This is a genomic window from uncultured Gulosibacter sp., assembly GCF_963509965.1.
In the GTDB taxonomy this organism is placed as follows: domain Bacteria; phylum Actinomycetota; class Actinomycetes; order Actinomycetales; family Microbacteriaceae; genus Gulosibacter.
Window position 1 is genome coordinate 400467 of sequence record NZ_CAUPDE010000001.1, and the last position, 15730, is coordinate 416196.

Here is a 15730-nt window from a genome sequence, read left to right on the forward strand (position 1 = left end):
GCCAAGTAGGCTGTCCATCGGCAAGCATCCGCATTTGAGCGAAAGGTTTCTCCGTGGAACTGCGTATCGGTATCCTGCACTCGCCCCGTGAACTCAGCTTTGAAACCAACGCCTCTTCGGCCGAGGTTGAGCAGCTGGTAACCGGAGGCGACTCGATCATTCGCTTCGAGGATGACCGCCAGCGCGTCTACCTCGTCAACCGTGAGCAGATCGCCTACGTAGAAATCGGCGAAGAGGCCGCCCGCCGCGTTGGATTCGTGGCCTAATGGAGACGCTCATTGCACTGGCAATCGGTGTGCTCTGTGGTATTGCAGCCCACGCCGTTGCCGCTCCGAAGGGGCTACTGCATCCGCTACTGCTGCCGGGTATCGGCGCCGCAGTGGCTGCCGGCACCTGGACAGCACTGATCTGGTTGGGCCGGCTGCTTACCTGGTCGGCGTTGGCTCCCACCGCGGTCGCGCCGTGGGTGGTGCTCGTGATTGTCGTTACGGTTACCGTGTTTCTCAGCGCCACCGGCATGGCGAAACACCGCCAGGCGGATGATAAAGACCTCTTCGACCGCCTCAGTCACGTAGGCCGCGTCAATATCCAACCCGGCGAGAGCAACTGAGCACCAGCCCGTCGCAATCCGACACCACCGAACCAACCGGTCTGTCATGCCGGGCCCCGGTGGCTAATGTTTGAGGTCAGACACGCCCAGGTGTGTCACCGGGCAGACATCTTCTTCGAGCGTGTCGGCGTCAATTTCGCGACGCTCACCGATGCCGTACAGATGCTGCATAGCCCGCAGGTACTCGGCGGTGCGGCCCTGTTCGGCGGCGAGCCGGGCACGGGTTGATGGCACGTGCAGCAGTCGGGTCGCCAACCGCCGCAGTGATCGCGCGGCGTCTTCGTGCGTGAGCTCGCGCTGCGGCAGCCGGGCGACTTCGTCATCTACCAGCGCCATCACCGATTCGCGCAATCCGACCACCGCCGGGTCGACCGCGCGCACGCGCAGCTTGGTGAGGGTCTCGGCGATGCCTTCATTCACAATCGCACTGGCCCGGCGCGTGTCTTCATCAATCCCGCTACCGAGCGCCTCTTGGATGCGGGCGAGATCAATCAGCTGGGTTTGTTCGCGCTGGCCGACTTCGGGATCAACATCGCGTGCGAGCGACAGGTCGAGAAAAATCTTCGGCCCACTCACCTCCGTCAGCGTCCGCGGGGTGATGACATGCCCGCCACGGCCACGGCAGGTGACGATGAGATCTGCTGCGGCGATACCGGCAGTCAGATCGGGCTCGTGCGCAACCTCGTGACCTTCAGCAAAGCGCTCACCGCGGCCGCTGGCCGAGTGCACGGCAATATCTGCCACACCGCGGCGGCGCAGCGCGGCAATTACCGCACCGGCATAGGCGCCGGTGCCGACGATCAGCACCGACAGCTTCGCCCAGTCATCGACCTCAAGCAGGTCGAGACCCTCGCTCACTACCGAACGACCGGCACCCTCGAGCGCGGTTTCGTGTGAGACACGGCGCGAGGTGCGTAGCGCATCGTCAATCGCAATATTGAGCACATGTGTCGACTCACCCGCGTCGCGCGCGTCGGTGAGAGCTCGCTTGAGCTGACCGGCGATTTCACGCTCACCAACCACCATCGATTCGAGCCCGGCAGCCACACGGAAAAGATGCCCGAGCGCCGCCTCGCCGAGGTAGAGATCCCAGGCCGGTGGCGTAGCAAATTGCGCGTTCAGCACCGTTCGCAGGTCGGCTGCGCCGGATTCATCGGTGTCAAGCAGCACCTCAACCCGGTTGCACGTGCTCAACACCACCGAACCGGTAACCGCCGATGACTTTCGAAGCTCGGCTACCGCTTTATCGATGCCGTTGGCGATTCGCTCAACTTCCGAGAGCCCTTGACGATCATGCTGGAGAGAAAAAACATGCAGAGTCACAGTGCTGCCTATTCAACCACTTTTCTGGGCGGTAACGTTGCACCCAACCGCCTTGCCCTGGCATGCACACGCCTGTGGCACAATCGATAGTCACTATGAGTGCTCTTCTTTCTGCGCTGCAGGGCAAACGACCAGACCGACTGCCGGTGTGGTTCATGCGCCAGGCAGGTCGTTCGCTGCCCGAATATCGCCAGGCTCGCGAGGGCACCACTATCCTCGAAGCCTGCTTGGTTCCCGATTTAGCTGCCGAGATCACGCTGCAGCCGGTGCGTCGTCACGGCGTGGATGCGGCAATCTTCTTCTCTGACATCATGACGCCGCTCGTTCTGGCAGGCGTGGATGTGGATATTGTTTCGGGTGTCGGCCCGGTGGTCGAAAATCCGGTGCGCACCCGCGCGGATGTTGACCGCATCGTCGCACACGAAATTTCAGACAGCAGCGCCATCACTGAAGCGATATCGATCATCGTCAGCGAGCTCGGTGATGCGACACCGCTTATTGGTTTTGCTGGCGCCCCGTTCACTCTCGCCGCCTACCTGGTCGAGGGGCGCGGCACCCGCGATCACCTGCGAGCCCGCAGCATGATGCATGCCGATCCCGAAGCGTGGAATCGTCTGCTCGACTGGGCCGCGAAACTTTCGGGCCAGTTCTTGGATGCGCAGATCGCGGCGGGCGCTCGCGCCGTGCAGCTGTTTGATTCGTGGGCCGGTTCGCTGAGCCGTGCCGACTACCTCGAGTATGTGCAGCCGCACTCGGCCACCGCGCTTGCAGCAGTGGCCGACCGGGTGCCGCGCATCCACTTCGGTGTGGGTACCCGTCATCTGTTGCCCGATATGGCCGCTATCGGTGTTGATGCCCTTGGTGTCGACTACCGCACGCCGCTCGATGAGGCGGCGCAGCTGGTGCCAGGCCTGCCGTTGCAGGGCAATATCGACCCCGCGCTGCTGGCTGCCGGCTGGCCAGCCCTCGAAGCACACGCACGCGATGTGGTGCGTCGCGGGCAGGCAGCTCCGGCGCACATCGTGAATCTCGGTCACGGAGTTCCGCCCACAACTGACCCGCAGGTGCTGACCGACCTGGTTGCCCTCATCCACGAGCTGTGAGTCGCGTCGTCATTGTCGGCGGCGGTATTGCCGGGCTACTGGCAGCCGTGCGGCTGCGCGAACGCGATCACGAGGTGACGCTGCTCGAGGCAAAGCCACAGCTCGGGGGCATGATCAGCCCGGTCACGGTTGGCGATGCGCTCGTAGATGCGGGAGCGGAGGCCTACGCGGTTCGCGGTGGCACGGTGCGCACCCTGTGTGATGAGCTCGGGCTTGCGGTGTCCCCGCCACACGGCACCTCGCAGCTGTGGTGGCGACACGGTGTCTATCCGATGGCCACCGGAGTGCTCGGTATTCCCAGTTCACTCGACGATCCCGCCTTCGGTGCGCTCAGTGCTGATGAGTACCGGGTTGTTACCTCCGAGCCGCAGCTTGACCGCAATGTGGGTGCCGACGCGGCCACAATCGCCGAGCTCGTGCGCTCGCGGCTGGGCGAAGCGGTAGTGGCAAAGCTCGTGGCCCCGGTGACTCGCGGCGTATATGCGCTTTCGCCCGAACAGATGCCGCTTATCGAGTTCGCACCGCAGCTGCTGAAGAAACTGGCCGATACCGGCTCGCTGATCGCCGCGGTGGCGCAGCTTCGTGGTCCCGGTAGCGCCGCTGTCGAACAACCAGTCGGTGGTATGTTCCAGCTCATCGAAGCACTGCGCGAACGCTTGTTGACAGCAGGTGGTGTGCTGCATACCGATACGCCCGTCTCCCGACTCGAACACAGCGAAGCCGGGTTCACGGTGTACGCCACCAGCGGTATCGCGTTCGATGCCGACCACCTGGTGCTCGCTACTCCGGCACGGGTGGCTACACAACTGCTGGCCACCCTGGGAGTTGAACTCACCCCGCCGCCGGTGCGCACCATCCGATCGGCCATTCTCACCACCTCAAAACCCGAGTTTGCCGCGCATCCGATTGGTTCGGGAGCCGTGGTGGCCGAACCCGACGGTGTCGGCGCCAAAGCAATCACGCACTACTCGGCAAAATGGTCGTGGGTACCCGAACATGTGTTTCGCATGACCTATCCCCCGCAGGCCCGCCCCACCCTTGAGGGCGCGGTGGGCGACCTCGCACGCCTGACCGGGGTGCCGGTAACAGCAGCGGACATCACCGGTTTTGTCTCGCTGGCATGGGATTCGGTGCCCACCCGCATCAGTCCCGCTGAGCGCACCACGATTCGTGATCGGGCCAGCGCTGCCGGAGTTTCACTTGTTGGTGCCTGGCTCGACGGCAACGGTATTGCGCCCGCAATCGCTGGTGTGGCGCAATTGCTCGAGCGCGATTGGGTAAATAGTGTGCACACAGCGGCGGGGAACGTTACTCGCACAGGGAGAGATTCGTGAAACTTAAGCTCGGTACCCGAGGCTCGGCCCTCGCCGTTTCGCAGTCGGAGCAGGTTGCCGATGCACTCCGCGCCCGCGGTCACGAGGTTGAACTCGTGCGTATCCGCACCGGCGGTGATGTGGCCCGCGGCTCACTCACCCAACTGGGAGGCGTGGGCGTATTCGCCGCCGAATTGCGCATCGCGCTGCTCAACGGCGAATGCGATTTCGCGGTGCACTCGCTCAAAGACCTGCCCACGCAGCCGGTTGCGGGGCTGACCATCGCAGCCGTCCCGGCTCGCGCCGATCACCGCGATGCCCTCTGTGCGCGTGACGGTCTCACGCTCAGCCAGCTACCCGCCGGTGCCACCGTCGGCACCGGCTCGCCTCGGCGGGTCGCCCAGCTGCGTCAATTACGCCCCGATCTGCGCTATGTGGATGTGCGCGGCAATGTCGGCACCCGGCTCGCGCGCGTATCAGCCACCGACCTCGACGCGGTTGTGCTCGCGGCAGCGGGCCTGCAGCGGCTCGGCATGACCGAACACATCACCGACTATCTCGATCTGCTGCCCTCACCGGGTCAGGGCGCGCTCGCACTCGAGTGTCGCAGCGAAAACACCGAGGTGATGGCAGCGCTCGCGGCCCTAGACCACCCAGAAACAGCATGCGCAGTGCACGCCGAACGCCTGGTGCTTGCCGAACTCGGCGGTGGCTGCGCTGCCCCAATCGGCGCCCTCGGCCGCGGCGACACGCTCGAGGCCGGGGTGTTTGCGCTCGACGGTAGCGCCGCCGTAACCCATTCGATGCCGCTGACAGATGAGGCCGGTGCGCTCACGGCGCAGCAACTGCTACGGCAGGGCGCGGCAGACATTGCCGAGCTCGATGCATCCCGCCCGTCACGCTTGACCGAGCTCCACGACGATTCGTCGCTGTGGCGCGGCGCGAACGTATTGGCGGGGATGCACGTGTTCTTCCCCCGCGCAAATGAGGGTGATCTGCTGGCGGCGCTGCGGGCATCTGGTGCCGAAGTGACTGCCGAACCGGTGCAACAGCGGGTGCCGATCGCCACCGACCGCACCCTCGAGGGCGCCGACTGGGTCGCGGTGACCTCGCCGACAACGTTCACGGTGCTCGAACAGTTGGGGTTGCGCGTCCCCGAATCAGCCCGTCTCGCGGTGGTCGGCCCTGGCACCGCAACCGCAGCGCGCGAGCACGGCTACCGTGTCGATCTGCTGCCGGTGCGCGGCGAATCAAGCGCGGCGTCGCTCGCCGAGGCCTGGCCCGCTGGGTCGGGGCGCGTACTCATCCCCGGTTCGGCATTGTCGTCACCAGTGCTCGCGGCCGGGCTGCGCGAAAAAGGCTATGAGGTTGAAACGCTGCCGGTGTACACGATGGAACCGGTCGAGTCACTCCCCCAGCGCCTCATCAGCGACTATCGCAGCGGACATTTTGATGCCGTCGTGGTGCTGTCGGGTTCGATGGGTGCCGCGATCGAGCAGCTGCTCGGTTGGCATCCCGAAACGGCCGTTGTGGCGTTCGGCCCGCCCTCGGCAGCATCCCTGCACCACCGCTCGGTACCCGTGGCAGCCCAGGCAGCCACGCAGGATGCCGACGGGCTTATCCAAGCACTCGCAACTATCAGAAAGCACAGCGCATGATTCAGCATCGTCCCCGTCGACTCCGTTCCACCCCCGCTATGCGTCGCCTCGTGCGCGAAACGCAGGTGCGCCCCGACCAGCTGGTGCTCCCAATGTTTGTTGCCGATGAGCCCGGCGAAATCGTCTCAATGCCAGGTGTGCACCGCCATTCGCTCGCCGATCTTCCGGCCGCTGCCGAACGTGCCGTTGCCGCCGGTGTTGGTGGCCTCATGCTGTTTGGGGTTCCCGAAGAGGCCGCGAAGGATGAGCGCGGCAGCGCAGCCTGGGATGAAGAGGGCATCCTGCAGCTCGGCTTAGCAGCGGTGCGGGATGCGGTTGGCAACGACACCGTCATCATGGCCGACACCTGCCTGGATGAGTTCACCAGCCACGGCCACTGCGGGTTTGTGACTGCCACGGGCAAGGTTGAAAATGACGCGACGCTCGAAGCCTATGGCGCGATGGCGGTGGCCCAGGCTCGCGCCGGAGCACACGTGGTATCGCCCTCGGGCATGATGGACGGCCAGGTCGGATTTATCCGGGATGCGCTCGATGACGCTGGCTTCCAGGATGTGGCCATTCTCGCCTACTCGGCTAAGTATGCATCCGCGTTTTATGGCCCCTTCCGCGACGCGGTTTCATCAACCCTCGAAGGCGACCGCCGCACCTACCAGCAAGACCCCGCAAACCGTCGCGAGGGGATGCACGAGACCGAACTCGATCTCGCCGAGGGTGCCGATATGGTGATGGTGAAACCGGCCGGCTACTACCTCGATGTGCTCGCCGATGTGGCGGCTGTTGCGCCGGTGCCGGTGGCCGCATACCAAGTATCGGGCGAGTACGCGATGATTGAAGCGGCTGCCCGCCAAAACTGGATCGATCGCCGGGCTGCGATTTCAGAATCGGTTACCGCGATTGTTCGCGCCGGTGCCGATATTGTGTTGACCTACTGGGCTGAGGAGTTTGCATCATGGCTGAAGTAAATCTTTTTGATCGCGCCAAAGACATCATCCCTGGCGGTGTCTCGTCGCCGGTGCGCGCGTTTGGTTCGGTGGGTGGCGACCCGGTGTTTATCGCCTCGGCGCACGGCCCCTATGTGGTGGATGTGGACGGTAACGAGTACGTCGACCTGGTGTGCTCGTGGGGTCCGGCGCTGCTGGGCCATGCCCATCCCGAGGTGGTTGCCGCCGTGCAGCAGGCCGCCGCGCGCGGGCTGTCGTTCGGGGCAGCCACCGTCACCGAGGTGGAGCTTGCGGAAGCTGTGCGCGCGCGGGTGCCGCTTGCCGAGCAGGTTCGTTTTGTGTCAACCGGCACCGAGGCAACCATGACCGCTATCCGGCTGGCGCGCGGCGCCACCGGGCGCGATGTGGTCGTTAAGTTTGCCGGTTGCTATCACGGGCACTCGGATGCACTGCTCGCCGCTGCCGGTTCAGGCCTGGCAACCCAGGGCCTGCCCGGTTCGGCGGGTGTGCCGGCCTCTGCCACCGCCGACACCGTGGTGGTCGAATACAACAACGTGGCCGCTATTCGCGAGGTGTTCGCTGAAATGGGCGACCGTATCGCTGCGGTTATCACCGAGGCATCGCCCGCGAACATGGGTATCGTCACACCGGCTGCCGACTTCAATACAACCCTGCGTGAGCTCACTCGCGAACACGGTGCGCTGTTCATCCTGGATGAAGTGCTCACCGGTTTCCGGGTTGGTCCCGCCGGTTGGTGGGGCCTCGAGGGCGGTTATGAGCCCGACCTGTTCACGTTCGGCAAGGTGATCGGTGGCGGGATGCCGCTGGCAGCCATCGGCGGCCGCCGCGAGATCATGCAACATCTGGCCCCCGTGGGTGCCGTCTATCAGGCCGGTACGCTGTCGGGTAACCCGCTGGCGACCATCGCCGGGCTCGAAACGCTGCGCTTGGCCGACAACGAGGTGTATGCGACGGTCGACCGCCGCTCGGCCGAGCTGCAGCGCGCGGTGGGTGAGGCGCTCACCGCCGCTTCGGTACCGCACACGATCCAAACCGCCGGCAACCTGTTCTCGGTGTTCTTCCGTGACGAGCCGGTGCGCAACTACGAGGATGCGAAAGCACAAGACACCGCCGCCTTCGGTCGGTTCTTCCACGCCATGCTCGAAGCCGGCGTGGCGCTGCCGCCGTCAGCGTTCGAGGCGTGGTTCCTTTCGTCCGCGCACGATGACGCGGCAATGAACCGCATTGTCGACGCGCTGCCCGCCGCCGCCCGCGCGGCCGCCCAGCGCTAGTCATTCCATCTCGGGAAATGGCACCGCGTTCGACAAGTGGCACCGCTATGTCGGTGCCACTTTGCAGCTGCGGTGCCACTTCGTCTGAGAACGTATGGAAATGGCACCGTGGCCGATTAATGGCACCGGTATGGCGGTGCCATTTTGTAGCTGCGGTGCCATTTCCGGGAGAGAGGCGGTCGCCTAGGTGTTGTGGGTTATGACCAACTACACCTAGGCAGCGAGTTTGATTTTGTTCATCCGGCGTGAGTGCTCCGAGAAGCAGTGCGATACCAGCCATTCGACGGTGTCGTCAGCTTCGGAGTTTGATTCACTGCTCTCGAGCCCCAAGAGCGTTCGCGCCCACACGGCGCAGTCGCCCGCCACCCGGCGACCCCACATGGCCAGTCGGTCATCCAGCAGTGTGTCATCGGCAAATAGCGCTTCGAGGGCTGCCACTAGCGAAGCCTGAGCTGAGCCAATATGCTCGCTTGCCGTGGATTCTGCAGCTACCCCGTTCGTATCGGTGTGGGTGCCCAGCAGCAGTGCCACCGCATCCATCGCGAATCCCAGCGCAATGTGCAGCGAAAGCAACTCTTCCTGTTTGTCGTGCCCCGCAACCGCTAACCGCAGTGCATCCACGCGCATATCGGCGGTGCGAATGTCTCCCGCCTCAGCTGCCGCATCCACCTCGGTAGCCGCCGCAGCAAAATCATCCCGCGCCGCCGCGATCAGCTCACAGGCGTTGCTGTCGGCAAAATCGTCGGCGAGTTTTGCCGCCTCTTGTTCGGCGCGAGAAAATATCGCCGCCTCAAGTGCACGCATGCGTGCAATTGACGGAATGAACTGGGAATTCACACTGCTCGTTGCCACGTCGTCAGCGTAGCTGGTTCAGCGTGACAATACCGCGAAAACTGGCTGCCGAACACCACATCTTGCGGTACAACCGCCCCGGCCCGGTCTTAAAAACACAGTTTCTTGACCGTGGAACGGCTCGCCGCGCGAATGCCAGGTAGGCTGGTATCGGTGCGGTAGACAGCACCCGCGCCCTTAGTATTCCCGGGCGCCAGAATTCTTCGACGCGATAAGGGCGTATTTTTTCGTGAACTTTGCCGATTTAGGAATCGAATCAGACATCGTGGCGGTGCTCGCCGAACACAGCATCACCACCCCTTTCCCCATTCAGGAACAAACCATTCCCCTCGCCCTCAAGGGGCAAGACATTATTGGCCAGGCAAAAACCGGCACCGGGAAGACGCTCGGTTTCGGGCTGCCGCTGCTACAGCGGTTGGGTGAAACCCCCGAACCGGGGGTGCAGGCCCTGGTGGTCACCCCCACTCGCGAATTGGCGATGCAGGTGTATGAGGATCTCGTCACAGCCGCGTCACGCCGCGGCACCTCGCTGGTGGCGATCTACGGCGGTAAGGCTTATGACGAGCAGATCGAACAACTCAAAGCCGGCGCCCAGGTGGTGGTTGGCACCCCGGGCCGGATTATCGACCTGATGAATCAGCGGGTGCTGTCGCTGTCGAATGTGCGCGAGATCGTGCTCGACGAGGCCGACAAGATGCTCGATCTCGGTTTCTTGCCCGATATCGAAAAGATTTTCTCGCGCGTACCGGCAGTGCGTCACACGATGCTGTTCTCGGCCACTATGCCCGGCCCAATTCTCACACTGGCGCGCCGGTTCATGAGCGCACCGGTGCACATCCGGGTGACCGACCCGGATGAGGGTGTGCTGCAGAAAAACATCAAGCATCTCGTTTACCGCGCCCATCCGCTCGACAAAGACGAACTCATCGCCCGCATGCTGCAGGCAACCGGTCGTGGCAAAACGGTCATCTTCATGCGCACCAAGCGTGCCGCCGCCAAACTGCTCGACGAACTACGCGAGCGCGGTTTTTCGGCATGCGCCGTTCACGGCGACATGAACCAAGACCAGCGCGAGCGCTCGATGGAGCAGTTCCGCTCGGGTAAACGCGATGTGCTCATCGCAACCGATGTTGCCGCCCGCGGGATCGACGTTGATGACGTCACTCACGTGATCAACCACACAATTCCCGAGGATGAAAAAACCTATCTGCACCGCGTGGGCCGCACCGGTCGCGCCGGCAACACCGGAACCGCAATCACCCTGGTCGATTGGGAAGACCTTCCCCGCTGGGCAATCATCTCGCGGGCCCTCGAACTCGGTGCCGAAGACCCGGTGGAGACCTACTCGTCGTCACCACACGTGTTCAACGATCTCGACGTTCCCGAGGGCACCAAGGGACGCATCAAGAAGCCCGCCGCACAGCAGGGATCGCGCTCACGCACGCGCAGCCGTCGCCGCACCGGTGACAGCAAGCAGGTCTCGGGCGCGACAGCTGAAAAGCAGCAGCCCAGTGGTGATGGTGCGGCAACCAGCGCGAGCGGCGCACCCCGTCGTCGCCGCCGTCGCCGCCGCACCAACAGCCAGAACACGGCAGCGCAGCAGCGCGATCAGGCCCCGGAGGCGGATGGCGAGTAGTAGGGCGCGCATCCGGTAGCAGCGTCAATAATTCGCTGCAGCTGCTCCGGCTCGGTGGTGTTCTCGCCGAGCCGGTTCGGTTTTCCGGTGCCGTGATAGTCGCTCGAACCGGTAACGATGAGGTCATTGGTGCGGGCCGCATAGCGCAGCAGGCCGCGATTAATGTCGTCATTTTCGCGATGCCCAATTTCTAAGCCCAGCAGCCCCGCGGCAATGAGTTCCGGCAAATTGCCGTCGCGCATTGCTGGTCGGCCCCGGCTGCCGGGATGTGCCAGCACCGGCACTCCCCCCGCCGCGCGCACGAGCTTGATCGCATTGATCGGATGCGGTGCGTGATGCGGCTGGTAGTAGCCGCCGCGCCAGTGCAGAATTGTGTCGAATGCAGCCGAGCGGTCGGTCACGATTCCCTTCGCCACGAGCGCATCGGCAATATGCGGCCGGCCAATCGTCGCACCGGGTTCGGCCTGGGCCAGCACATCCTCCCAGCTGAGCGGGTAGTCGGCTCCGATGCGTGCGACCATCCGTTCGGCGCGACCCAGCCGGCTTTCGCGAATTGCATCCAGTTCGTCACGCAGCGGTTCGTATTCGGGGTCGACCAAATAGCCGAGCAGGTGCACCGAGGCACGGTCGATCTGCGTTGATATTTCTACGCCCGGGATCAACGTCACACCGGTATCGGCGACAACGCTGGCAGCCTGATCCCACCCGTCGAAGGTGTCGTGGTCGGTGAGCGCTATTGTGCCCACTCCGGCCGTGGCTGCAGCCCTCATCACCTCGGCGGGCGACTCGGTGCCATCCGAAATATTCGAGTGGGTGTGCAGGTCGATCGGCCGCTTCGCAGCGAATTGATAAACGGGCATATCGAGATGCTACTTGGCGCTCGTTGTCGAGTCGGTGCAGCACAACCTCAGCATCGGGGTTTAGAGTTGCGGGGCTATGTCGAACACTCGCCGCTCCATTCGTGTGCATCCGGGCTGGTACTTCGGCGGCATCGTGCTTGCAGTGCCGGTTACGGCTGTGGTGACGGTGCTGCTGTGGCCGCAGCTGGTCGGGCTACAGCGAGTGTTTCCATTTGCTCAGGCCGTTTCGTTCCGGATGGTTGCCACACTCTCATTCGGCTTCGTGCTGGTGCTGCTCGGGCTGCTGCTGGTGCCGTCGCGGCGGCTGCGTGGCCTGCTGGCGGCCAGTACCGCGGTGGTGGCGGTGGCGACGGTCGCTTCGGCGGGGATTGTGCTGAGTCGTGGCGTAAACACTGTGCTCGAGGCCACCGGCTCGGATGATTCGGTGCGTGTGCTCGCCTGGAACACGCTCGGAAACGAGCCGGGATCACCCACGATTGCCAATCTCGCCCTGGAGTATCGCGCTGATGTGGTGATGCTGCCCGAAACAACCCGTGACATGGGGCTCGAAATTGCCGGGCTCATGAAAGCTGAGGGCCGACCGATGTGGGTGCTGTCAAACACCGGCGCACCGGGATATCGGGCAGCAGAGACGACGCTGTTGGTTTCGGTTGAGCTTGGCGAGTACGAACTCAATGAGTCGCTCGGTGACACCGAGAAACTCGCCACTGTGATCGCCGAACCAGTTTCGGGTGATGGGCCAACACTTATCGCCACACATCCAATTGCGCCGGTCCACAGTGAGATGGCCGTGTGGAACCGAGACCTGGAGTGGCTGTCGACGGTGTGTCGCGGCAACACCATTATTGCCGGTGATTTCAATGCCACGATCGACCATCTCGCGGGGCTCGGGGATGTCGATGTTCCCGGTGCGCAGTTGGGTGCGTGTCGGGATGCGGCACTGGATGCAGGGGCGGCCGCGGTGGGAACCTGGCCGAGCGGGAGGCCGCCGCTGGTGGGCACACCGATTGATCACGTGATGTACACCTCGCAGTGGCAAGTCACCGGTTTTGAGGTGATTGCTCGCAGTGAACTTGACGGTTCAGATCACCGTCCGGTGTTTGCCGAACTCTCGCGCACCACAAATCACGAGTAATGGCGGAGGGCTCGACGCCGGTTCCCAGCTGCGGCGGCCACAATGGAGGGATGACTGACCAACAAACCTCCACTGTCAATGACACCATCGAGGGGTCGACAACACCCGCTGCCGCCGATGCGCTCGAGCTGAACGCCAATCGCAGCACCACGCCCGAGTCAACTGGTTTCCAGCAGTTCATTTCGTCGGGCTGGGCTGAGCGCGTTGACACGCTGCCTGAGCCACGCACCGCAGCCGCGTTCACTGCCGCGCGCCGCGAGCGGCTTTCGGCAGCGCATCCCGGCGAGCGCCTGGTGATCGCGGCCGGAGACCCGAAGGTGCGTTCGAACGACACTGACTATCCCTACCGCGCACACACTGCGTTCACCTATCTCACCGGCTGGGGATCCGACACGGTTCCCGGCGCTCAGTTGGTGTTTGACCCGATCACTGGCGGGCACGAGGTGACGCTCTATTTCCGTGAAAGCGCGGGCCGCGACACCAGCGAGTTTTACGCCAACCCCGCCATCGGCGAGTTCTGGACCGGCCCGCGGCCGTCGCTGGCACAGGTGGCGGCCGACCTCGGCATCCAAACCCGGTCGCTGAACGAGTTTGAATCACAGCACGCAGACGTCACCCTCGACAATCCGCAGCTCGCTCAGGAGCTCAGCGAAGCGCGATTGGTAAAAGACGAATACGAGATCGCCGAGCTGCGTGGCGCTGTGGATGCCACCGAACGCGGGTTTGATGACATCATCCGTGAACTCGACCGAGCCGTAGGCCACCGTCGCGGTGAGCGCATCATCGAGGGTGTGTTCGCTGCTCGTGCCCGACTTGAGGGCAATGATGTCGGGTATGGCACCATCGCTGCGGCTGGCGCGCACGCGTGTATCCTGCACTGGACCGATAACGATGGTGAGGTGCGGCCTGGCGAGCTCGTGCTGGTGGATGCGGGAGTCGAGGCCGACTCGTACTACACCGCTGATATCACCCGCACGCTGCCTATCGACGGCCGGTTCACGCCGGTGCAGCGGCGCGTGTATGAGGCGGTGCTGAAGGCTGCCGACGCCGCTTTCGCGATCGTGAAGCCCGGCATCACTTTCCGCCAGGTGCACGAAACCGCACTGCGCTCGATTGCCGAAACGCTTTCGGGATGGGGCATCCTGCCGATGCCGCTCGAGCAGGCGCTGCTGCCCGAGAGCCAGCCGCATCGCCGCTATATGGTGCACGGCACCAGCCACCACCTCGGTCTCGACGTGCATGACTGCGCGCAGGCCCGCCGCGAAATGTATCTCGACGGTGTGGTCGAAGCCGGGATGGTGTTCACCATCGAGCCCGGCCTGTACTTCCAACCGGATGACCTGACCGTGCCGGAAGAGCTGCGCGGCATCGGCGTGCGAATTGAAGACGACATTCTGGTTACCGAAACCGGTGCCGAGAATCTATCGGCCGCAATTCCGCGCACCACCGACGAGGTCGAGGCCTGGATGGCCCGCATCCGCGGCTAGTTGATTTGCCATCAGGGGGCGCCGCTGCGGTCAATTCGCAGCGGCGCCCACGTTTGGTCACGCAAGTTGTTGCGAGAGGGAGCCGCGCTACCGCCCACTCTCGCGACGCTCACGCACCGCCTGAACCGACTGGAGAGTGACCGCGACCAGTCCGAAAGCCACACCGGCGATTGGCCATATGATCCACGAGATCTCCCAGCTGTCACCGATGAGGCTCCACGCGAGATAGATGACCACCATGAGCAGCCAGTACGGACCGGCAATCACCTCGATCAGGAAGTCTGATTTTTGTTCTCGCCGCAGCTGTGCTGGCTCGTATTCTCCCTCCTGCGCCAACATGGCGAGAGTGGTACGACGCATCGCCGCAAGCACGAGCAGGTAGACACCCACGCCAACCAGGAGCAGGAACACGGTCACGGCTACCAGCGTCGCCGCATCGTTCTCATTGGTAAGCACGCTGACTACCGGGATCGCCGCGGCACCGAGCAGAATCACGCCGATACCGATACCGAGCTGCAGGGCAAATTTTCCGGTTTCGCCCTCACGCAGCCGGCCGTATCTCTGCCGCGCGCTCAGCGGCACCTCCACACCGTTCTCAGCGGCCTCAAACTTCGACAGTGACACTCCAGCGAAGATGAACATGCCCACCGCGATTGCGAAACACAAAAACATGATGCCGAAACCAACTGCCTGCAATACATTGGCGTATTCCGGGTTGAAGAGGTGGGCTCCGTCTTCCCCGTCGGCTGCTAACAGCACCAGTGCGGCGACACCAACTAGAGCCGCAAGCACTCCCCCACCGATGAGGTGTGAAGCCCGCTGCCGCACACTGACGAAGCGCTCGGCCTGCTGTTCGTCGAGCCTGAGCCCGTCTTCATGCACGCGATCGAGTTCGGCGCGGATACCGAGCTCGTCGGCGAGTTCTTCGAGATTGCCGAACTGCGAGATCACTCGCCCAACAGCCTCATTCTCAGACACTCCCTCGGCGATGAGTTCGTGATATCGGTCTTCTGCCATCTGTCCGAGCTCGCCGCGAGCGCGCTGCAGCTCGGGGGTTGCCGGAAGACCCTGGAACATGTGATTGAGATAGGTAGTGATTGCTTCCATCACTCGACTCCCTGTCGTACAAACTTGCTGATCAATTCGTTGGTGGCACGCCACTCGGCGCACTTCGACCGATAGAGTTCCCGACCGACGTCGGTGATTCGGTAGTAGGTTCGTGCCCGCCCATGGGTCTGTTCCCCACGGAACGACTCGAGCGCGCCGGCCTGTTCGAGGCGACGCATGGCCGAGTAGAGCGTGGTTTCTTTCAGGGAGTATTGCCCCGCTGCTCGTTCCTCAATTCGCTTCGAGATGGCATACCCATATGAGGGTGCCTCCCAAACCGAGTCGAGTACGAGCAGGTCTACCGAACCACGGATGAGATCGCTGCTGATCACGGCCCCTCCGTTTCTGTTGTGAACTACACTGACTGTCGTACTATGTCTATCGAAGTAGTTTTACTATACCTCGCATACTAT

15 protein-coding genes and 1 pseudogene are annotated in these 15730 nt (G+C 63.5%); 11 read left to right on the forward strand and 5 right to left on the reverse strand.

Annotated features, from left to right (window positions below):
- Positions 1 to 53: 53 nt before the first annotated feature.
- Positions 54 to 266 (forward strand): DUF3107 domain-containing protein, encoded by a 213-nt coding sequence (locus tag RQ865_RS01825; RefSeq protein ID WP_201517214.1) that lies wholly within the window; start codon positions 54 to 56, stop codon positions 264 to 266.
- Complete coding sequence (locus RQ865_RS01830; RefSeq protein WP_311476964.1) at positions 266 to 610, forward strand: hypothetical protein; 345 nt, start codon at positions 266 to 268, stop codon at positions 608 to 610. Before RQ865_RS01825 ends, RQ865_RS01830 begins: the two co-directional genes overlap by 1 nt.
- Before the next feature lie 63 nt (positions 611 to 673).
- Here the strand turns inward: RQ865_RS01830 and RQ865_RS01835 are convergent, their stop codons facing one another.
- Positions 674 to 1933, reverse strand: a complete 1260-nt coding sequence (locus RQ865_RS01835) for a glutamyl-tRNA reductase (RefSeq protein ID WP_311476966.1) — start codon at positions 1931 to 1933, stop codon at positions 674 to 676.
- A gap of 62 nt (positions 1934 to 1995) precedes the next feature.
- On the opposite strand from RQ865_RS01835, the gene hemE reads away from it, so the two are divergent.
- The 6 genes and pseudogenes from hemE to hemL all read left to right on the forward strand — a co-directional run bounded on the left by hemE (position 1996) and on the right by hemL (position 8240).
- Positions 1996 to 3036, forward strand: a complete 1041-nt coding sequence (gene hemE, locus RQ865_RS01840; protein ID WP_399521791.1) for a uroporphyrinogen decarboxylase — start codon at positions 1996 to 1998, stop codon at positions 3034 to 3036.
- Complete coding sequence (locus tag RQ865_RS01845) at positions 3033 to 4370, forward strand: FAD-dependent oxidoreductase (RefSeq protein ID WP_311476970.1); 1338 nt, start codon at positions 3033 to 3035, stop codon at positions 4368 to 4370. Before hemE ends, RQ865_RS01845 begins: the two co-directional genes overlap by 4 nt.
- A pseudogene (hemC, locus tag RQ865_RS01850) lies at positions 4367 to 5236 on the forward strand (hydroxymethylbilane synthase); the annotation flags it as partial. The gene RQ865_RS01845 and the pseudogene hemC, both read left to right, overlap by 4 nt.
- 72 nt (positions 5237 to 5308) lie before the next feature.
- Positions 5309 to 6007: a uroporphyrinogen-III synthase gene (locus tag RQ865_RS01855; RefSeq protein ID WP_311477056.1), complete on the forward strand. Its 699-nt coding sequence runs from the start codon at positions 5309 to 5311 to the stop codon at positions 6005 to 6007.
- A gap of 38 nt (positions 6008 to 6045) precedes the next feature.
- Positions 6046 to 6969 (forward strand): porphobilinogen synthase, encoded by a 924-nt coding sequence (hemB, locus tag RQ865_RS01860; RefSeq protein WP_311476972.1) that lies wholly within the window; start codon positions 6046 to 6048, stop codon positions 6967 to 6969.
- The gene (hemL, locus tag RQ865_RS01865; protein WP_311476974.1) at positions 6957 to 8240 is read left to right on the forward strand and encodes a glutamate-1-semialdehyde 2,1-aminomutase; all 1284 of its coding nucleotides are present in this window, start codon (positions 6957 to 6959) and stop codon (positions 8238 to 8240) included. The genes hemB and hemL overlap by 13 nt, the downstream gene beginning before the upstream one ends.
- A gap of 213 nt (positions 8241 to 8453) precedes the next feature.
- Here the strand turns inward: hemL and RQ865_RS01870 are convergent, their stop codons facing one another.
- Positions 8454 to 9044 (reverse strand): hypothetical protein, encoded by a 591-nt coding sequence (locus RQ865_RS01870; RefSeq protein WP_311476976.1) that lies wholly within the window; start codon positions 9042 to 9044, stop codon positions 8454 to 8456.
- Between the two features lie 277 nt (positions 9045 to 9321).
- Between RQ865_RS01870 and RQ865_RS01875 the strand changes: the two genes are divergently transcribed.
- A complete protein-coding gene (locus tag RQ865_RS01875; RefSeq protein ID WP_311476977.1) occupies positions 9322 to 10728 on the forward strand; it encodes a DEAD/DEAH box helicase in 1407 nt (468 codons plus the stop codon).
- Here the strand turns inward: RQ865_RS01875 and RQ865_RS01880 are convergent.
- Positions 10701 to 11588 (reverse strand): PHP domain-containing protein, encoded by an 888-nt coding sequence (locus tag RQ865_RS01880; protein ID WP_311476978.1) that lies wholly within the window; start codon positions 11586 to 11588, stop codon positions 10701 to 10703. The two genes, RQ865_RS01875 and RQ865_RS01880, sit on opposite strands and share 28 nt — an antisense overlap.
- Before the next feature lie 76 nt (positions 11589 to 11664).
- Here RQ865_RS01880 and RQ865_RS01885 point away from each other — a divergent pair, with 76 nt between their 5' ends.
- Positions 11665 to 12723 carry an endonuclease/exonuclease/phosphatase family protein gene (locus RQ865_RS01885; protein WP_311476979.1) on the forward strand — a complete coding sequence of 353 codons (1059 nt, stop codon included), beginning with the start codon at positions 11665 to 11667 and terminating at the stop codon, positions 12721 to 12723.
- A 50-nt stretch (positions 12724 to 12773) separates the two neighbouring features.
- Positions 12774 to 14210, forward strand: a complete 1437-nt coding sequence (locus tag RQ865_RS01890; protein WP_311476980.1) for an aminopeptidase P family protein — start codon at positions 12774 to 12776, stop codon at positions 14208 to 14210.
- 87 nt (positions 14211 to 14297) lie between these two features.
- Here the strand turns inward: RQ865_RS01890 and RQ865_RS01895 are convergent, their stop codons facing one another.
- Positions 14298 to 15317, reverse strand: a complete 1020-nt coding sequence (locus tag RQ865_RS01895) for a permease prefix domain 1-containing protein (protein ID WP_311476981.1) — start codon at positions 15315 to 15317, stop codon at positions 14298 to 14300.
- Complete coding sequence (locus tag RQ865_RS01900; RefSeq protein ID WP_311476983.1) at positions 15317 to 15649, reverse strand: helix-turn-helix transcriptional regulator; 333 nt, start codon at positions 15647 to 15649, stop codon at positions 15317 to 15319. Before RQ865_RS01900 ends, RQ865_RS01895 begins: the two co-directional genes overlap by 1 nt.
- Positions 15650 to 15730: the final 81 nt, after the last annotated feature.